The 19422-nt window shown below is 74.0% G+C and carries 16 protein-coding genes; 10 read left to right on the forward strand and 6 right to left on the reverse strand.

The genetic code is table 11. The features are described 5' to 3' along the window. Positions 1-10 precede the first annotated feature (10 nt). On the reverse strand, positions 11-1591 hold the full coding sequence (locus tag GRQ65_RS18975; protein ID WP_160879579.1) for a peptide chain release factor 3: 1581 nt from the start codon (positions 1589-1591) through the stop codon (positions 11-13). Between the two features lie 376 nt (positions 1592-1967). Further along, the gene (locus tag GRQ65_RS18980) at positions 1968-2387 is read right to left on the reverse strand and encodes an NUDIX domain-containing protein (RefSeq protein WP_337191876.1); all 420 of its coding nucleotides are present in this window, start codon (positions 2385-2387) and stop codon (positions 1968-1970) included. A 61-nt stretch (positions 2388-2448) separates the two neighbouring features. Between GRQ65_RS18980 and GRQ65_RS18985 the strand changes: the two genes are divergently transcribed. From GRQ65_RS18985 to GRQ65_RS19020, 8 genes are all read left to right on the forward strand, one after another. Further along, positions 2449-3093, forward strand: coding sequence for a dihydrofolate reductase family protein (locus GRQ65_RS18985; RefSeq protein WP_160879581.1), 645 nt, complete (start codon positions 2449-2451; stop codon positions 3091-3093). Between the two features lie 4 nt (positions 3094-3097). Next, entirely contained in the window at positions 3098-3664 is a 567-nt protein-coding gene (locus GRQ65_RS18990; protein WP_160879582.1) for a dihydrofolate reductase family protein, read from the forward strand. A 34-nt stretch (positions 3665-3698) separates the two neighbouring features. Next, entirely contained in the window at positions 3699-4184 is a 486-nt protein-coding gene (locus GRQ65_RS18995) for a deaminase (RefSeq protein ID WP_160879583.1), read from the forward strand. Between the two features lie 121 nt (positions 4185-4305). After that, positions 4306-5178, forward strand: a complete 873-nt coding sequence (locus tag GRQ65_RS19000) for a hypothetical protein (RefSeq protein ID WP_160879584.1) — start codon at positions 4306-4308, stop codon at positions 5176-5178. Positions 5179-5227: 49 nt separating this feature from the next. Then, positions 5228-5560 (forward strand): MGMT family protein, encoded by a 333-nt coding sequence (locus GRQ65_RS19005; protein ID WP_160879585.1) that lies wholly within the window; start codon positions 5228-5230, stop codon positions 5558-5560. 42 nt (positions 5561-5602) lie between these two features. After that, on the forward strand, positions 5603-6271 hold the full coding sequence (locus GRQ65_RS19010) for a lysophospholipid acyltransferase family protein (protein ID WP_337191877.1): 669 nt from the start codon (positions 5603-5605) through the stop codon (positions 6269-6271). A gap of 42 nt (positions 6272-6313) precedes the next feature. After that, on the forward strand, positions 6314-9562 hold the full coding sequence (locus GRQ65_RS23565; RefSeq protein ID WP_337191878.1) for an ATP-dependent helicase: 3249 nt from the start codon (positions 6314-6316) through the stop codon (positions 9560-9562). An 8-nt stretch (positions 9563-9570) separates the two neighbouring features. Next, entirely contained in the window at positions 9571-12822 is a 3252-nt protein-coding gene (locus GRQ65_RS19020) for an ATP-dependent helicase (protein WP_337191879.1), read from the forward strand. On the opposite strand, the gene GRQ65_RS19025 is transcribed toward GRQ65_RS19020, so the two are convergent. The 3 genes from GRQ65_RS19025 to aztD are packed head-to-tail and all read right to left on the reverse strand — an operon-like array spanning position 12795 to position 15917. Next, positions 12795-13853 (reverse strand): FAD-dependent oxidoreductase, encoded by a 1059-nt coding sequence (locus GRQ65_RS19025; RefSeq protein WP_160879587.1) that lies wholly within the window; start codon positions 13851-13853, stop codon positions 12795-12797. The genes GRQ65_RS19020 and GRQ65_RS19025 overlap by 28 nt on opposite strands. A 48-nt stretch (positions 13854-13901) precedes the next feature. Beyond that, positions 13902-14630: a purine-nucleoside phosphorylase gene (gene deoD / locus GRQ65_RS19030; RefSeq protein ID WP_160879588.1), complete on the reverse strand. Its 729-nt coding sequence runs from the start codon at positions 14628-14630 to the stop codon at positions 13902-13904. A 24-nt stretch (positions 14631-14654) separates the two neighbouring features. Continuing rightward, on the reverse strand, positions 14655-15917 hold the full coding sequence (gene aztD, locus GRQ65_RS19035; RefSeq protein WP_160879589.1) for a zinc metallochaperone AztD: 1263 nt from the start codon (positions 15915-15917) through the stop codon (positions 14655-14657). A gap of 88 nt (positions 15918-16005) precedes the next feature. Here aztD and nudC point away from each other — a divergent pair, with 88 nt between their 5' ends. Further along, a complete protein-coding gene (nudC, locus tag GRQ65_RS19040; protein ID WP_160879590.1) occupies positions 16006-16953 on the forward strand; it encodes an NAD(+) diphosphatase in 948 nt (315 codons plus the stop codon). A 6-nt stretch (positions 16954-16959) separates the two neighbouring features. On the opposite strand, the gene GRQ65_RS19045 is transcribed toward nudC, so the two are convergent. Next, on the reverse strand, positions 16960-17208 hold the full coding sequence (locus GRQ65_RS19045) for a mycoredoxin (protein ID WP_160879591.1): 249 nt from the start codon (positions 17206-17208) through the stop codon (positions 16960-16962). Between the two features lie 94 nt (positions 17209-17302). Here GRQ65_RS19045 and GRQ65_RS19050 point away from each other — a divergent pair, with 94 nt between their 5' ends. Next, on the forward strand, positions 17303-19330 hold the full coding sequence (locus GRQ65_RS19050; protein WP_160879592.1) for a UvrD-helicase domain-containing protein: 2028 nt from the start codon (positions 17303-17305) through the stop codon (positions 19328-19330). Positions 19331-19422: the final 92 nt, after the last annotated feature.

The raw sequence follows: 19422 nt of genomic DNA on the forward strand, positions 1-19422 counted from the left end.
ACTCCCGTCATCACTTCGCTGCGACCACGTCGCCGCCGGCCGGCAGCGCCTCGAGCATGACGTCGGGGTGGTCGCGGGCGACGACCTTGGCGCGCCACTGGTCGACGAAGAGCGCGAGGTGGGTGCCGTCGCTGCGCTGCAGCACCTCGACGCCGCGGATGCCCGACAGGGCGACCGCGCCGGCCGCGTCGGTGCGCCGCGCGAGCTGGTAGTCGAGGCGGTGGAAGCGGATCGGCGAGTTGAACTCATGGGTCATCCGGTCCTCGACGACCTCGAACTGCATGGGTCCGACGGCGGCGAGGACGGGGTTCTGGTCGCCGCGCAGGTCGGAGCGGAGCACCTGCACCACGCCCTCCTGGTCGAGCTGCTCGATGCCGCGGCGGAACTGCTTGTAGCGCCCGATGTCGCCGGCGCTCGCGGTGACGAAGTGCTCTGGGGCGAACGTCGGCACGGGCGGGTACTCCACCGGGTCGCCGACGTACACCGTGTCGCCGACGCGCAGGGCGTTGGCGTTGACGAGGCCGATGATGTCGCCCGGCTCGGCGTTCTCGACCGAGGTGGTCTCGCGGCCGAAGACGGCCTGGGCGAACTTCGTCGCGAACGGCCGCCCGGTGCCCGCGTGGGTCACGACCATCCCGCGCTCGAAGGTGCCGGAGACGACGCGCGCGTAGGCGAGACGGTCGCGGTGCGCGGCGTTCATGCCCGACTGCACCTTGAAGACGAACGCGCTGAACTCGTCGTCCGGGCTGCGCACCGTGCCGTCGACGCCCTCGGTGGCCGCCGGGGCGGGGGCCAGGTCGAGCAGGAGGTCGAGCAGCTGCGCGACGCCGAAGTTCTGCAGGGCGGAGGCGAACATGACCGGCGTCGTCTCCCCGGCCAGGAACCGCCCCTGGTCGTGGTCGGCCTCGTCGAGCTCGAGCAGCTCGTGCTCCTCGACCGCCGCCGCCCACACCTGGGCGTCGTCCTCGCCGACCTCGCTCGCCGCCATCCGGGTCTCGGGCGCGCGGGTCGCGCCGCCGGCGGTGCGGGTGTACTTCACGAACTCGCCCGTGCGCCGGTCCAGCACCCCCCGGAAGTCGCCCGCCTCGCCCACCGGCCAGGTCAGGGGAGTGGGGCGCAGGTTGATCTTCTCCTGGATCAGGTCCATCAGCTCGAGCGCCGCGAGCCCGGGCCGGTCCCACTTGTTGATGACCGTGATGACCGGGATGCCGCGCAGCGCGCAGACCCGGAACAGCTTCAGCGTCTGGGGCTCGAGCCCCTTGCCCGCGTCGACCAGCATCACGGCCGAGTCGACCGCCGACAGCACGCGGTAGGTGTCCTCGGAGAAGTCGCTGTGACCGGGGGTGTCGACGAGGTTGATCACGTGGTCGCGGTAGACGAACTGCAGCGCGGCCGAGGTGATGGAGATGCCTCGCGCCTTCTCCATCGCCATCCAGTCCGAGACCGTGGCCTTGCGGTCGCCCTTGCCGTGCACCGCGCCCGCCTCGTTGATCGCCCGCGCGTGCAGCGCCAGCGCCTCCGTCAGCGTCGACTTCCCGGCGTCAGGGTGGCTGATGACGGCGAAGGTACGGCGTGGGCGGGTGTCGTGCACCGCTCGAATCTACCGGCCACCGGGCCCCTCCTCCCCATCGCTGACGGAGGTGGCGCCGCCCACCGCTGGTCGAGCAGCGAGCCCTGGCGAGCGTCGTCGAGACCTCGCAGGGCGACGCTGGGAGCCGAGCGCCCGGTGGTTGAGGAAGGACGGAGTCCTGTCTCGAAACCACTCGCCGGGAACGCTGTCGCGGTGGTGCTGGCCGACTGGTTTCGAGACAGTCGCCAGCGCGACTTCCTCGACCAGCGGTGGCGGCGATCCCGCTGGTCGAGCAGCGAGCCCTGGCGAGCGTCGTCGAGACCTCGCAGGGCGACGCTGGGAGCCCAGCGCCCGGTGGTTGAGGAAGGACGAAGTCCTGTCTGGAACCACGGACGTCTCAGTGTCGGTCTCCCTCGTCGGACAACTTGAGCCATGCCCTCGCGTGGGGGCCGTCCCACACCGCGGCCGCGGGCGCGTCCACCCAGGTCAACCCGACGAGGCGAGGGCAGTCGCAGGCGAGCTCGGGGTCAGTGCCGAGCACGGGATCGCCCGGATCCACCTCGACCCGGAACACGGTTGTCGCTCCGGCGCCGTGCTCGATCCAGGCCAAACGGGTCGCCGCAGTCACCCGGAGTCCCACCTCCTCAGCGACTTCGCGGACAGCGGCGGCCTCCGGCGACTCTCCGTCCTCGACACCACCGCCAGGCAGCGTGAGGTAGGTGTCGCCGTCGTGGCGGCCCGTCGGCCCGCGGCTCCGGTGGCGCACCATGAGCAGCCGGCCGTCTCGCTCGATGACTGCCGCCGATCGCTCGCGCACAACGCGATGATTCCGTACGGCAGCGCTGGTCGGAGCAGGACACGATCGAGGAGGAGCAGCAGTGGCACAGCAGGTCAGGGCCCACAACATCGCGGTGTCGCGCGACGGGTACGCCGCGGGCGAGGGACAGAGCCTCGAGCGGCCGTTCGGTCACGCCGACCCGAGGCAGCTCATGTCGTGGGCGTTCGAGGCGGAGAGCTTCCCCGGGCGGGACGAGCCGGGCGGCAGCCGCGGCTTCGCCGACCTCCTGGTGCGCGAGTTCCACCGCAACGTGGGCGCCGAGATCATGGGTCGCAACAAGTTCGGGCCGCAGCGCGGGCCGTGGACCGACGAGGAGTGGCAGGGTTGGTGGGGTGACGAGCCGCCGTTCCGCACGCCGGTGTTCGTGATGACGCACCACCCGCGGCCGTCGTTCACGCTCTCGGACACGACGTTCCACTTCGTCTCCGGCGAACCCGCGGAGGTGCTCGAGCAGGCGCTCGCCGCGGCCGACGGCAAGGACGTGCGGATCGGGGGCGGCGCGCAGACGCTGCGGCAGTTCCTCGACGCGGGGCTCGTCGACACCCTCCACGTCGCCGTCGCGCCCCTCGAGCTGGGGGCGGGCTCGCGGCTGTGGGAGTCGCCCGACGAGCTGGAGGACCGCTTCCGGCACGACGTCGTGCCCGGTCCGCACGAGATGGTGCACCACCTGTTCTGGCGGGAGTGAGCGCGTGGGACAGCTGATCTACTCGATGCTCACGGCGCTGGACGGGCGGGTCGCTGTCGTGGGCGAGGGCGAGCCCGGGGACGGCGACGGCAACGCCGACGAGGAGCTGCACGCCTTCATCGACGAGCACTACCGCGGGGTCGGCACCTACCTGTACGGCCGGCGCACCTACGAGACGATGGCGTTCTGGGAGACCGCCCATGCGCTGCCGGACGCGCCGCAGGCGATGGTCGACTTCGCCCGCGGCTGGCAGTCGGCCCGCAAGCTCGTCTTCTCGACCACACTCGAGGACGTCGTGAGCGAGCGCACGAGCCTCGAGCGCAGCTTCGATCCCGTGGCGGTCGAGCGGCTCAAGGCCGAGGCCGACCACGACCTCACCGTCAACGGCCCCACGCTGGCCGCCGAGGCGGTCCGCGCCGGGCTCGTCGACGAGTACCACCTCTTCCTGACGCCCGACGCCGGTGCCGGCGGTGCGCAGTTCTGGCCGGTGGACGTCCGGCTCAGACTCGCGCTCGTCGAGCACCGAGCGTTCGGCAACGGCGTGGTGTTCCTGCGCTACCGGCCGCGCTGACACGCGGGGCGGCGCGGCTGGCTAGCGTCGGGACGTGAGCACCACCGACGCCGACCTCGTCCACCTGCGCCGCGCCGTCGACCTGGCGCGGGAGGCGCTGGAGGCGGGCGACGAGCCGTTCGGCTCGGTGCTCGTCTCGGCCGGCGGCGAGGTGCTCGCCGAGGACCGCAACCGGGTCGGCGACGGCGACCAGACCCGCCACCCCGAGATCGAGCTGGCCCGCTGGTCCCTCCGGCTGGCGCCGGCGGAACGGGCCGTCGCGACGGTCTACACCTCCGGCGAGCACTGCCCGATGTGCTCGGCCGCGCACGCCTGGATGGGGCTGGGGCGCATCGTCTACGCCGCCTCGGCCGCCCAGCTGACTGCCTGGCACGCGCAGTGGGGCGCCGGGCCGGCTCCGGTCCGGCCCCTGGCGATCCAGGACGTCGCGCCCGGACTCCCCGTCGACGGCCCCGCGCCCGAGCTCGAGGACGACGTGCGCAGCCTCCACCGGGCGCTGTGGGAGCGGCAGCAGGCCTGAGGCGACCCCAGGGTCGGATGGCCCGACCGGGCCATGAGGCGTGACCCGAACGGGTGAGCGTCGTTGAGGTCGTGTCACGCCCGGTCTCGGGACCGGGCACCCGACCGACCGAAGGAACCCGATGAGCACACGTCTTCGTCGCACGGCCGCCGCGGCCGCCAGCCTCTCCGTCGTCGCACTCGGCGCCGCCGCCGTCAACGCCGCGCCGGCCTCCGCCGCACCGCAGTGGGCACCGGCCGCGAGCGCCACCATCACCCCGGGCACGCAGATGTACACCGACGGTGCGCAGTGCACGGGCAACTTCGTCTTCACCGACGCCGCGAGCAACGTCTACGTGGGCTACGCGGCCCACTGCGCGGGCCTCGGTGAGGCCACCGACACCGATGGCTGCCTAGCCGACTCCCTGCCGCTCGGCACGCGGGTCACCTTCAACGAGGGCGGCAGCCTCCTCAGCGAGGGCACCCAGGTCGGCGCCGGGACGCTCGTCTACTCCTCCTGGCTGACCATGGACCGCCTCGGCACCACCGACGCCAACACCTGCGCCTACAACGACTTCGCCCTGGTAGAGGTCGACGCCGCCGACACCGGCAAGGTCAACCCGTCGATCCCGTTCTGGGGCGGCCCGACCGGCATCGACACCGACGGCACCGCGGCCGGCGACCGGGTCTGGTCGTACGGCAACTCCAGCCTGCGCGGCGGCATCACCGCCCTCTCGCCCAAGACCGGCACCAGCCTCGGCGACGACGCCGCCACCGGCGGCTGGACGCACCCGCTCTACACCGTGACCCCGGGCGTCCCGGGTGACTCGGGCTCGGCGTTCGTGTCGCAGGACGGCAAGGCCGTCGGCACCCTCTCGACGCTGGGTCTCGCCCCGCTGCCGCTGTCCAACAACATCGGCGACCTCGGTCGCGAGCTCGCGTTCGCCCAGGCCCACTCGGGCATCGACGGGCTCGAGCTGGTCAACGGCACCGAGCCGTTCGACCCGATCCTCTGACCTGCCTCTCCACCGAGACGACCCCGTCGGGGCCGGTACCGTGCCACGCATGGTGACCGGCCCCGACCTGTCTGCCGAGGACGCGCGCGAGCGGTACGTCGAGTCCGTGCTCACCGTCGTCGAGCAGGTCCCACCGGGCCGCGTGACGTCGTACGGCGCGATCGCGGGCGTCGTCGGCAGCGGACCGCGCCGGGTCGGCAACGTCCTGGCCCGACACGGCGCGCCGGTGCCGTGGTGGCGGGTCGTGCGGGCCGACGGCTCCCTGCCGCCGAGCCACGAGGAGAACGCGCGCCCGCACTACCTCGACGAGGGCACCCCGCTGCGCTCCACCGGGGCGGTCGACATGCCGGCGGCGTTCTGGGACCCCGAGACGCGGGAGTGAGACGGATTCGCCGTACCTGCAGGTAGCCGCGAGACTCGGCCCGTGCTCTACGACGTGATGCACCGACTGGTCCCGCCGGTCCTGCGCGCGGTCTGGAGGCCCACGGTCCACGGCCTCGAGCACGTGCCCCGCCACGGTGGGGTCATCCTCGCCAGCAACCACCTCAGCTTCGTCGACTCGGTGGTCATCCCCGTGGTCGCGCCGCGCCAGGTCGTCTTCCTCGCCAAGTCCGACTACTTCACCGGCACCGGGCTCAAGGGCGCCGCGTCCCGTGCGTGGTTCGAGGGGCTCGGCATGCTGCCGGTCGACCGTGACGACACCCGGGCCGCGATCAAGAGCCTCGACGTCGCCCTGGAGGTGCTGGGGCGCGGGGAGGCGTTCGGCATCTACCCCGAGGGCACCCGCTCGCGCGACGGGCGGCTCTACCGCGGCCGCACCGGCGTCGCGCACCTCGCCCTCACCGCGGGGGTGCCGATCGTGCCCGTCGGGCTCACGGGCACCGAGCGCGTGCAGCCGGTCGGCTCCAGCGTGCCGCACCTCGTGCCCATCACCGTGCGCTTCGGCGAGCCGATCCACGTCGCCGGTCGCTTCGAGGGCGTGCCGTCCGGCCGCGCCCGCCGCGAGGTCACCGACGAGGTGATGGCCGCGGTCCAGCGGCTGACCGGGCAGGTCGAGGCGGGCGTCTACAACGAGCGACCCGTCGACGCCTGACCCCAGCAGTCCACTGTCGGTGGCGGGGTGCAGGGTGGAGCCGTGACCGAGTACGTGCTGGTGCGACCCGAGGCCGGGGCCCCGCCGCCGCGCCTCGACGAGCAGCAGCAGCGCGTCGTCGACCACGCAGCGGGGCCGCTGCTCGTGCTCGCCGGCCCCGGCACCGGCAAGACCACGACGCTGGTCGAGGCGATCGTGCGCCGCATCGACGACGGCGCCCACCCCGACTCCGTCCTCGCTCTCACCTTCTCCCGCAAGGCCGCCGAGCAGCTGCGCGACCGGGTCGCCGCCCGGGTCGGCCGCACCATGAGCGCGGGCCTGGGCTCGACGTTCCACTCCTTCGCCTACGGCCTGATCCGGCGCTACGCGCCCGCCGAGCTCTACGTCGGCCCGCTGCGGCTGCTCTCGGCGCCCGAGCAGGACGTCGTGCTCCGCGAGCTGCTGACCGACCACCCCGAGTCCGTGCGCTGGCCCGACGGCCTGCGCCGCGCGCTCGGCACCCGCGGCTTCGCCCGCGAGGTGCACGGGGTCCTCTCGCGGGCCCGCGAGAAGGGCCTCGACGGTGACGACCTGGCCCGGCTCGGGCGCGAGCACGACCTCCCGGAGTTCGTGGCCGCCGGGGCCTTCCTCGAGCAGTACCTCACCGTCCTCGACAGCCGCGGCGCCGTCGACTACTCCGACCTCATCCGCCGCGCCACGATCGAGGCCTGGGACCACCGCGACGAGCTGCGCGCGACCTACCAGCACGTCTTCGTCGACGAGTACCAGGACACCGACCCCGGTCAGGTCGCACTGCTGCGGGCCCTGGCCGGCGACGGTCGCAACCTGGTCGCCGTCGGCGACCCGCACCAGTCGATCTACGCCTTCCGCGGCGCCGAGGTGCGCGGCATCCTCGACTTCCCGACCGAGTTCCCCCAGGTCTCCGGACGCCCCGCGGAGGTCGTGGCGCTGGCCACGACCCGGCGCTTCGGCGCCCGCATCCTCACCGCCGCCCAGCGGGTCGCCGGCCGCATCGGTCTGCCCGGCAGCATCGACGACGACGCGCGTGCGGCGTTCCTCAGCCCTCGGGCCGTGCCCGGCCCGCACGGCGAGGGCCGGGTCACCGTGCGCACCTTCGACAGCGACCGCGGTGAGGCCGAGCACCTCGCCGACCTGCTGCGCCGTGCGCACCTCGAGGACGGCGTCGCCTGGGACGAGATGGCCGTGCTGGTCCGCTCCGGACGCGCCTCGATCCCGCCCCTGCGCCGCGCCCTGGGTGCCGCCGGGGTGCCCGTCGAGGTGGCCAGCGACGAGGTGCCGCTCGTGCGCGACCCGGCCGCGCTGCCGCTCGTCGACGCCCTGCGGATCGTGCTCAACCTCGACAACGACGACCCCGACCACGTCGACCACGTCGACGCGTCGCGGGCCGAGTCGCTGCTGACCGGTCCGCTCGGGGGCCTCGACGCGGGCGACGTGCGCCGCCTCGCGCGGCGGCTCCGGGTCCGCGAGAAGGAGGCGGCGGCCGCCGAGGGGCGACTGCCCGTGCCCTCGCGCGAGCTGGTGCGCCGGGCGGTGCTCGACCCGGGGCTGCTCGACGGGCTGCTCGACGGGCACGACGGTCGCGACGCACCGGAGGTCGCCCGCGCCCGTGCGGTGGGCGAGCTCGTCGCCCGCACCCGGGCCCAGCTGGAGGAGGGAGCGAGCGCCGAGGAGCTGCTCTGGTCACTGTGGTCCGGGACGGCCTGGCCGACCCGGCTGCGGCGCTCGGTCGAGCGCGGGGGCGGCACGGCGCGTCGCGCCCACCGCGACCTCGACTCGATCTGCGCGCTCTTCGAGGCGGCCGCCCGGGCCGAGGAGACCCGCGACCACGTGGGCGTGCGCGAGTTCCTCGCCACCCTGGTCGCCCAGCAGATCCCGGCCGACACGCTCGCCGAGCGCGGCGCCCGCGGCGCGGCCGTGCGGCTGCTGACCGCCCACCGCAGCAAGGGCCTGGAGTGGCGCCTGGTGGTCGTGGCCCACGTGCAGCAGGACGGCTGGCCCGACCTGCGCCGCCGCTCGACCATCCTCGGCGCCGACCGGATCGGTCCCGACGGGCTGGTCCCGCCGACCACCGCGCGAGCGGCGCTGATGGAGGAGCGCCGGCTCTTCTACGTCGCCTGCACCCGCGCCCGCGAGCGGCTGGTCGTGACCGCCGTCCGCTCACCCGAGGACGAGGGCGAGCAGCCCTCCCGCTTCCTCGACGAGCTCGGGGTCACCGTCGAGGCGGTGACCGGGCGCCCCGCGCGCACCCTGTCGATGGGCGGCCTGGTGAGCGAGCTGCGCCGCACCGTCGCCGACCCGGCCGGCAGCCCTGGGCTGCGGCACGCGGCTGCGCGCCGGCTCGCCCGGCTGGCCGCCGAGGGGGTGTCGATCGCCGACCCCGCCACCTGGTGGGGCACCCGTGCCGCCTCGCGCTCGGCGGTCCCGGTGCGCGAGCCCGACCGACCCGTCCCGATCTCACCGAGCCTGCTCGACGCCTTCAGCGTCTGCCCGACCCGCTGGTTCCTCAGCCGCGAGGCCGGGGGCGTGGTGCGACAGCACCAGTCGGCCAACATGGGCCTCATCGTCCACGCGCTGGCCCAGCGCGTGGCCGCCGGCGAGCTGGCCGCCGGCATCGACGACGTCCCGACCCTGATGGCGCACGTCGAGGCGGTCTGGGACCGCATGGAGTTCCGCACGCCGTGGGCCAAGGCGCGCGAGCTCGAGCGGGTCCAGGCCGCCCTCACCCGGTTCCTGCGCTGGCACCACGACAACCCGCGCACGCTGCTCGGCATCGAGCAGCCGTTCAAGGCGCTCATCGACCTGCCCGGCACCGAGGGCGGACCGGGCGAGCAGGTGCGACTGACGGGCTACGCCGACCGCCTCGAGCTCGACGCCGACGGCCGGGTGGTCGTGGTCGACCTCAAGACCGGGCGCACCAAGCCGAGCGGACCGGCCGTGCAGCGCCACGTCCAGCTCGGGCTCTACCAGCTCGCCGTGGACCACGGTGCGGTGGACGACCTCGAGACGCTGCCCCAGCGGCCGGCCGTGGCCGGCGGCGCCGAGCTCGTGCAGCTCGGGCTCACCGACGGCGGGCCGACCGCCGACGTGCAGGCCCAGTCCGTGCAGGACGAGGACGGCTCCGCCCGCGACGAGCTGCGCGCCCGGCTGTCCTGGGCCGCGTCGAAGCTGCGGGCCGAGGAGTTCCCCGCCATCGCGGGCGAGCACTGCCGCGACTGCGCCTTCGTCCCGCTGTGCCCGATCAGGAGCGCCGGGCCGGTGGTGGCCCAGTGATGGACCCGGTGATCGACTCAGTGGCCGCCGTCGGAGACGGGGTGCGCATCGAGACCCCGCGCGACCTCGCCGCCGCGATGAAGGTGGGGTGGGAGGCCAGCGACCAGCAGTGGGCCGCGATCTCCGCACCGCTGACGCCGGCGGTCGTCATCGCCGGGGCCGGGTCCGGCAAGACCACGCTGATGGCGGCCCGGGTGGTCCACTTGGTGCTGACCGGGCAGGTGCGCCCCGACCAGGTGCTCGGCCTCACCTTCACCACCAAGGCCGCCAGCGAGCTGCGCTCGCGCATCCGCACGGCCCTGCTCGACGCCGGCGCGCTCGACGCGGTGCCGGTCCGGCCCGGCGAGGACGGTGTCGACGGGAACGACACCGACGACGTCCTCGAGCCGACGGTGCTGACCTACAACGCCTACGCCGCCGGCCTGCTCACCGACCACGGCCTGCGGATCGGCCACGAGCCCGACACGCGCGTCATCACCGACGCCGCCCGCTACCAGCTCGGCGCCCGGGTCGTCGACCGCTACGACGGTGTCGTCGCGCTGCTGAGCGACCACCCCGAGACGGTCATCCAGAACCTCCTGGCCCTCGACTCGGCGATGAGCGAGCACCTCGTCACCCCCGACGACGTGCGCGCCTTCGACGCCCGCGCCCGCGCCGGGTTCGTCGCGGCGCGGGAGGAGGAGGCGGCCGGCAAGGCCCGCAAGACCTACCTCGGCGAGATCGACAAGGCGCTGAGCGCCGTCGACCGGCGTGGCGAGCTGCTCGGGCTGGTCGCGGCCTACCGCCGGCTCAAGGCCGACCTGGGGCTCATGGACTTCTCCGACCAGATCGAGCTCGGCGCGCGGCTGGCCCGCGAGGAGCCCGAGGTCGGCGCGCTCGAGCGCGACAAGTTCGCGGTCGTGCTGCTCGACGAGTACCAGGACACCTCGGTCGCCCAGGCCGTGATGCTCTCGCGCCTCTTCGGCGGCGGCCACGCCGTCACGGCGGTCGGCGACCCCAACCAGGCGATCTACGGCTGGCGAGGCGCCTCTGTCTCCAACATCCTCAACTTCGCCGACACCTTCCCGGCACGCGACGCCGACGGCGGACGGGCCGGCGTGCCGACGTACCCCCTCACGGTCAACCGGCGCTCCGACCGGCGCATTCTCGAGGTCGCCAACCGCCTGGCCCGCCCGCTCTACGAGGAGCACGCCTCGGTCGCCGAGCTGCAGGCCGCGCCAGGTGCTGCCCCGGGCCGGGTCACGACCACGGTGTTCGAGACGCACCGCGAGGAGCTCGCCGCCCTGGTCCGGGGGGTGCACACCTCCCACGAGGCCGGCGACGCGTGGTCCGACATCGGGGTGCTCGTCCGCGACAACGCCCACGCAGCGGAGGTCTTCGACGCCCTCACCCACGCCGGGGTGCCGGTCGAGATCGTCGGTCTCTCCGGTCTGCTGCGGCTGCCCGAGGTCGCCGAGATCGTCGCCGTGCTCCACCTCATGCACGACGTCACCGCCAACGCCGCGCTGCTGTCGCTGCTCGCCGGCCCTCGCTGGTCCGTCGGACCGCGCGACCTGCGACTGCTCAGCCGGAGGGCTGAGGAGCTCGCCGGAGCGCGGGGGAGGAGTGCGGAGCCCGCCGACCTCGACGCCCACCTGGTGCAGATCGCCGACGGGGTCGATCCTGCCGAGATCACCTGCCTCGACGACGCGCTCGTCGACCCCGGCGAGGGCCCCGACCACGCCTACTCACCCGAGGCGCGCGAGCGCTTCGCGTTGCTCGCCGGTGAGCTGCGGATGCTGCGCAGCCACGTCGGCGAGCCGCTGCTCGACGTGGTGCGCCGCATCATCGACACGACCGGGGTCGACGTCGAGCTGGCGTCGGCGGTCAGCCCGGCGGCGGCCGCCCGCCGTGACAACCTCGACCTGTTCGTCAAGGCGGTCGCCGACTTCCAGGCGGTCGACGGCGACGTGTCGCTGGCCGCGCTGCTGGCCTACCTCACCGCCGAGGACGACCAGGGCAACGGCCTCGACATCGCGACCCCGACCGCGGCCGACTCGGTCAAGCTGCTGACGGTCCACCGGTCCAAGGGGCTCGAGTGGGCCACGGTCTTCCTCGTCGGCGTCTGCGAGACCCGCTTCCCGTCCAACCGCTCGCGCACGCTGTGGACCACCTCACCCGCGACGCTGCCCGCGCCCCTGCGCGGAGACGCCGTCGACCTGCCGCAGCTCGACGGCTACGACAAGGCCGCCCTCGACGCCTACCGCGCCGCGACCCGCGACCACGACGCCCTCGAGGAGCTGCGGCTGGGCTACGTCGCCTTCACCCGCGCCGCCCACGCGCTCAGCGTGACGTCGTACTGCTGGACGCCGCGCACCACGCCCTACGGTCCCTCGCCCTACCAGCAGGTCGTGCGCGACCTGCTCGCCGAGTGGGGCGAGCCAGCGCCGGCGTGGCTCGACAAGCCGGTCAAGGGCACCCCCAACCCCTACGACGACGAGGACCCGTCGCGCCCCTGGCCCACGCCGTACGGCGAGGAGGCGGCGCGGCGCCTGGCCGCGGCCGAGCTGGTCGGCTCCGTCGACCCCGGTGCGGAGGATTCGGAGCTCGACGTCATCGAGGCGGCGCGGGCGGCCGAGTGGGACGACGAGGTCGAGCGGCTGCTGACCGAGGCGCGCGCCGACCGCAGCCCCCACGTCGAGGTGGTCCTTCCCTCGAGCCTCTCGGCGACGGCGCTGGTGCGCCTGCGCGAGGACCCCGACGCCTTCGCCCGCGAGCTCGCCCGGCCGATGCCGCGGCCGCCGAGCCGGGCCGCCCGCTTCGGCACGCTGTTCCACGCCTGGGTGGAGGCTCGCTTCGACCAGCAGCCGCTGCTCGACCCCGACGACCTGCCGGGCCGCTCCGACCACGGCATCGACGACGACGCCGACCTCGACGCCGTGGTCTCGGCCTTCGAGGCCGGCCCCTTCGCCGACCGCGTGCCGCTCGCCGTCGAGGCGCCGTTCGCGCTGGTGCTGGCCGGGCAGGTGGTGCGCGGTCGCATCGACGCCGTCTACGACGAGCCCACCGCGGACGGTCCGGGCTTCCTGCTGGTCGACTGGAAGACCAGCCGCTCCGCCGACGCCGACCCGCTGCAGCTCGCGCTCTACCGCGTGGCCTGGGCCGAGCTGCGCGGCGTGCCGCTCGAGCGGGTGCGCGCGGCGTTCCACTACGTCCGCACCGGGCGGACGGTGGAGCCCGAGCTGCCGGACCGTCAGGCGCTGGAGACGCTGCTCAGCTGACCCGCGAGGGTCCGCGCGACAGAGCGTGCGGCCACGCGGCCGGCGCGGTTGGCGCCGATGGTGCTGGCGCTCGGGCCGTAGCCGACGAGCTGGACGCGCGGGTCCGCGACGGCCGTCGTCCCGTCGAGCTGGATGCCGCCGTGCGGTGAACGCAGGTGCAGCGGCGCCAGGTGGGCGACCGCGGGCCGGAAGCCGGTGGCCCACAGGATGACGTCGGAGCGCCACAGGCTGCCGTCGGGCATCCGCACACCGTCCGGCTCGACGGCGACGAACATCGGCCGGCGCGTGTAGGCCCCCAGCCGCTCGGCCTCGCGCTCCTGCTCGCGCAGCGCGAGACCGGTGACGCTCACGACGCTCGCCGGCGGAAGCCCGCGGCGCACCCGGTCCTCGACGAGGGCCACCGCCGCGCGGCCGACCTCGGGGGTGAACTCGTCGGTGCGCCACACCGGCGGGCGGCGGGTCACCCAGAGCGTGTCCGCGGCGACCGGTGCGATCTCGCCCAGCAGCTGCACGGCCGAGGCGCCGCCACCGACCACGACCACCCGTCGTCCGGCGAACGCTGCGGGGCCGCCGTAGTCGTGGGTGTGCAGCTGGGTCCCGGCGAAGGTCTCGACACCGGGGTAGTGCGGCACGAACGGCTGGGTCCAGGTGCCGGTGGCGTTGACCAGCGTGCGCGTCGTCCACGACCTCGCGCCGCTGACGACCTCGAGCAGCCCGTCCCCGGCGTCGCGGACCTCGTCGACGCGGACCGGACGGAGCACGGGCAGCCCGTGCGCGGCCTCGTAGTCACCGAAGTACGCCGGCACGACCGTGTTGGCCCGCCCGTGGTCGGTCGGGCGGGTGGCGTCGGGAAGCTCGGCGATGCCGTGCACGTCGTCCATCGACAGCGAGTCCCACCGGTGCTGCCAGGCCCCGCCCGGTGCCTCGTCGGCGTCGAGCACCACGTGCTCGACGCCCCGTCGCACCAGGTGGTACGACGCCGACAGCCCGGCCTGACCGGCACCGACGACCACCGAGTCGAGGATGTCCACGCCGGGTCAACGCCGACGCGGCCTCAGACAGTCCCGGGACGGTCCCGCTCAGGCGAGGTCGTCGGTCACCCGGGTGCCGGCGCTCAGTGCGATCCCGACCATGTCGGAGAAGGTGCGCTCACGCTCCTCGGCGCTGGTCTCCTCGCCGGTCAGCACGTGGTCGGAGACGGTGCAGACCGCGAGCGCGCGGCGCCCGAGCCCGGCCGCGATCGTGTAGAGCGCGCTCGCCTCCATCTCCACGGCGAGCGCGCCGTACTCCGCCAGCCGGGCGACCAGCTCGGGCCGAGCGGGGTAGAACGAGTCGCTGCTGTGGACGAGCCCGACGTGCAGGCCCACCGACAGCTCGGCCGCCTCCGCCGCCTCGACGGCCGCGCGCAGCAGCGCGAAGTCGGCGACCGGGGCGTAGTCGAGGCCCTCGAAGCGGATGACGTTCATCCTCGAGTCGGTGCACGCCCCGGTCGCGATGACCACGTCGCGCACGGCCACCCGCTCGCTCAGCGCGCCGGCCGAGCCGACCCGCACGATGTTCTGGACGTCGTAGTCGCGGAACAGCTCGGTGGCGTAGATCGCGAGCGACGGCTGACCCATGCCGGAGCCCTGGACCGAGACCCGGTGGCCCCGCCACGTGCCGGTGTAGCCGAGCATCCCGCGCACCTCGGTCACGCACCGGGCGTCGTCCAGGAACGTCTCGGCGATCCACCGGGCCCGCAGGGGGTCACCGGGCATCAGCACCAGGGGGGCGATCTCGCCGGGCGCGGCGCCGATGTGCGTGCTCACCCGGCGAGACTAGGACCTCGGAGCTCAGCCGGCGACGCCCGCGAGCTCGTCGGGCACCTGCGGCAGCTCGTGCGAGGCGACCACGCTCATGGACGTCAGGTCGACGACGTGCAGGGTGCGGGTGGCGGGCTCGGTGACGAAGGCGCGGTCGCCGACGACCTCGAGCGCCGGACGCGGCTCCTGCCAGTCCAGCGGCTCCTCCCACGCCGCCACGACCGGCAGCGACGAGGCGACCTTGCCACGCTCGGCGTCGACGAGGTGGAGCGCCCCGTCGGTGCCGAGGACGAGACCGTCGCCCTCCGGCGTGCGGCCCAGCGAGCGGAACGTGTAGCTCGTGCCGAGCTCGACGAGGCGCAGCGAGCCGTCGCGGGTGTCGACGAGGCTGACCCGCGTCGGTCGCTCCAGCTCGGCGTCCTCGTCGACCTTGTAGTCACCCAGGACGTACGCCGAGTCCTCGGCGCCCGCCAGGTTGCCGATCCGGGCGTAGTCGTCGGGCGCGCTCACCTTGGTGACGCCCGCGTCGTCGACCAGCAGCACCCCGTCCTCGCAGCCGAAGACCGTGATCTCCTCCTCGCCGCGGGTCGCGAACGTCTCGCCGTGCACGCCGGGGCACTCCTCGCTGCTGGCGACGACCGCTCCGTCCTCGTCGAGGCGCTGCACGCCCGTGCGCTCCTCCGTGGTGCCGACGGTGTGGACCCACCCGTCCTCGAGGCGTACGGCGACGCCGTGGTGGGCGTGCTCGGCCCGGAGGGTCTCGAGGTCCGGCTCGCCGCGGTCGAGCTCGCCGAGCTGGAAGGTCGGCAGGGCGGTCATCTCGCCCGTCGCGTCGTCGAAGAGCGTGGTCGTGCCGTCGTGCGGGACGACGTGACCCGGCTCCTCCGCGGCCACGGTGAAGTCGGTGAGCTCGGGGTCGTCGGCGTAGTGGTGGGCGTGGTCGCCGTGGTCGATCGTCCAGACGCCGAGGTCGACCGCGCGGAACGAGCCGGGGCTCGCCAGGAAGACGTGACGGTCGTCCCCGGCCGGGCTGACCCGCAGGTAGCCCTCGGCGGGCAGGTCGGCCAGGACCTCGCCGTCGTCGGCGCCGACCACGAGCACGCCGCCGTCGTAGGTGACGGCGAGGCGGGCGACGGCGTCGTCGACGGAGGTCACCGTCGGGACGGTCACCTCGGCGCTGGGGTCGGTCCCGGGCTCGGCTGCGGGCTGCGAGGAGTCGGAACCGCACCCGGCGGCGAGCCAGGAGATGGACAGGGCGAGCAGGACGGGGAGGCGGGTGCGCCGGAGCTTCATGAGAGCGATTCTCAACACTAGTGAGAACCATTGTCAAAAAGGCTGGGTCGGCCGGGACACGCTGGGGCCACGCCCTAGCCTCGACGACGTGGCCTTCCCGCACGAACGCATCTCGTCCGGAGCACACGACCGCGCGGCGCTGCACCGGCGCGACGAGGCCTGGCTCGACCAGCAGTGGTCCGACCCCGCGACGAGGGTGCTGGTCGTCGCCGGCACCCGCGTGCGCCCGGTCGACGGGGTCGTCCCGTGGACGACGCCGGCTCAGGCTCCCGAGGGGCTGCGGGTGCTCCTCGGCGAGCGCGAGGGGCGCACCTGGTTCGCCGTCGTCGCCCTGCCGGAGCACGCGTCGGACGGGTCGGACCGTGAGGAGTGGGTGCCCCTGCGGTCGGTGCTGCCCCTGCTCGCCGAGGACGCCAGCGACGTCCCGGGCGGGGTGCGCGAGGACGCCGTGGCCTCACCGCTCGTCCTGCACGCCCTCGGCATCGCCGAGTGGCTGCACGTGACGCGGTTCTGCCCACGCTGCGGCGGTGACCTGCGCCCCGAGGCGGCCGGTCACGAGCTGAGGTGCACCCGGTGCGGTCGGGCGCAGTTCCCGCGCACGGACCCCGCGGTGATCATGCTGATCGCCGACGGCGAGCCCGGGTCCGACGACGAGCGGTGCCTGCTCGGGCGCCAAGCGGTCTGGCCGGCGGGCCGGTTCTCGACGCTCGCCGGCTTCTGCGAGCCCGGCGAGACCCTCGAGGACGCCGTGCGTCGCGAGGTCCTCGAGGAGGTGGGCGTCCACGTCGGGGAGGTGACCTACTTCGGCAACCAGCCGTGGCCGCTGCCCGCCAGCCTGATGGTCGGCTTCACCGGGCGCGCGACCAGCGAGCGGATCACCGTCGACGAGCACGAGATCGAGGCGGCGCGGTGGTTCACCCGCGCCGAGATGCGCGCCGAGGCCGAGGCCGGGACGCTGGTGCTCCCGGGCGGCGTCTCCATCAGCCACTCGCTCGTCGAGGACTGGTACGGCGCTCCGCTGCCCGGGGGCTGGTGAGCAGCCTCAGGCCAGCGAGGCGATCTTCTCCTTGACCTGGGCCAGCGAGGGGTTGGTCTGCGCGGAGCCGTCGCTGTAGACCAGGGTCGGCACGGTCTGGTTGCCGCCGTTCGCCGTCTCCACGACCTTCGCGGCCGCCGGGTCCTGCTCGATGTCGACGACGTCGTAGGTGATCCCCTCGCGGTCCAGCTGGCTCTTCAGGCGGTGGCAGTAGCCGCACCACGGGGTGGTGTACATCGTGAAGCTCTGGCTCATCTCGGGTTGTCCCCTCCGACCTCTAGGCTCGGTCCATCGACCGACTCGACTGCATCTGCCGTCGAGTGAACCATGGTGACCCGGGGGTTGTTCCGTGCCTGACCTGCTCGACGCGCTCGACCCCGAGCAGCGACAGGTGGCCGAGGCCCTGCGCGGACCCGTGCGGGTGCTCGCCGGGGCCGGCACCGGCAAGACCCGGGCGATCACCCACCGCATCGCCCACGGTGTGGCGACGGGCGTCTACGCCCCCACCGAGGTGCTGGCGGTCACCTTCACCACGCGCGCGGCCGGCGAGATGCGCACCCGCCTGCGCCAGCTCGGTGCCGGGGGAGTGCAGGCCCGCACCTTCCACTCCGCCGCGCTGCGCCAGCTGCGCTACTTCTGGCCGCACGTGCACGGCACCGAGCTGCCCGAGCTGACGGCGTCCAAGATCGGCCTGCTGGCCGGCGCGGCCCGCTCGCTGCGGATGAACGTCGACCAGGCGCTGCTGCGCGACCTCGCCTCCGAGGTCGAGTGGGCCAAGGTCAGCAACGTCTCGCCCGACACCTACGCCGAGGTCGCCACCCGCCGCGGCCGCACGGTGGCCCACCACGGGCCCGAGGTCGTGGCCCGCGTCTTCGCGGCCTACGAGACGATCAAGCGCGAGCAGGGCCGCATGGACATGGAGGACGTGCTCCTCCTCAACGCCGGCATGCTCGCCGACGACGAGCGCGTCGCCGCCCAGGTGCGCCGGCAGTACAAGTGGTTCGTCGTCGACGAGTTCCAGGACGTCTCGCCGCTCCAGTCGGCGCTGCTCGACCTCTGGCTCGGCGGTCGCCACGAGATCTGCGTGGTCGGCGACCCGGCTCAGACCATCTACTCCTTCGCCGGGGCCAACGCCGACTACCTGCGCGACTTCGCCCGCAAGCACCCCGGCACCACCTCGGTCGAGCTGGTGCGCAACTACCGCTCCACGCCCCAGGTCGTCGAGGCCTCCAACACCCTGCTCGAGGGCACCCCCAGTGCGGGCGTGCAGCTGCGCTCCCAGCAGCAGTCCGGGCCGGAGGTGTCCTACGAGGGACGCCCCGACGAGGTCGACGAGGCCGAGCACGTCGCCGCCCAGGTCCTGGCGCTGCGGCGCTCGGGTCGCGAGGTCGGCGAGATCGCCGTGCTGTTCCGCATCAACGCCCAGTCCGAGGCCTACGAGGAGGCGCTGGCCGCCCGGGGCATCCCCTACGTCATCCGTGGCGCCGCCCGCTTCTTCGAGCGCCCCGAGGTCCGCGAGGCCGTGACCCGCATCCGCGGGGCCGCCCGCGGCGGCCAGGGCGGGGCCAGCGGGCCCGAGCTGCTCGAGGCGGTCCGCGCCGTGCTCGCGGGCATGGGCTGGACGGCCGAGGCGCCGACCGCCCGCGGGCAGACCCGTGACCGCTGGGAGTCGTGGCAGGCGCTGGTGGACCAGGCCGCCGAGGCCGCCGACGGTGAGGGCGACCTCGACGCCTTCGTCGACGAGCTCGACCGGCGTGCCGCCGAGCAGCACGCCCCGGTCGCCGACGGCGTCACGCTGGCGACGTTCCACGCGGCCAAGGGACTCGAGTGGGACTCGGTCTTCCTGGTCGGCCTGCAGGACGGCACCCTGCCCATCACCTACGCTGAGACGCCCGCCCAGGTCGAGGAGGAGCGGCGGTTGCTCTACGTCGGCATGACCCGCGCCCGTCGCGACCTCGCCCTGTCCTGGGCGATGGCCCGCAACCCCGGCGGTCGCGCCTCGCGCAAGCCCTCCCGCTTCCTCACCCCCCTGCTGCCCGCCGACGCGGCGCCGGCGCCGTCGAAGCGATCGGCCAAGGGCGCCCGGATGTGCCTGGAGTGCGGCAAGCCCCTGCAGAGCGCCGCCGACAAGGCCCGACGTCGCTGCGCGACCTGCCCGGCGCCCTACGACGAGGCGCTCTTCGACCGGCTGCGGGAGTGGCGCACCGAGCGTGCCCGCGAGGAGGAGATCGCGCCGTTCATGGTCTTCAGCAACGCCACCCTCGAGGAGATCGCGACGCGCCGTCCGCAGTCGCCCAAAGCGCTGCTCGCGGTCAGCGGCGTCGGGCCGGAGAAGCTGCAGAAGTACGGCGAGGAGCTGCTCGCACTCGTGGAGTGAGCGGCCCCGGACCCGTGTCCCGTGGTCGAGGGACACCACGGTCGAACAATTTCCGAGAAATACCCATTAAATCGTTTGCCCCTTACTCGCGC

Origin of the sequence: Nocardioides flavescens, assembly GCF_009823805.1 — a bacterium.
Classification (GTDB): Bacteria; Actinomycetota; Actinomycetes; order Propionibacteriales; family Nocardioidaceae; genus Nocardioides; species Nocardioides flavescens.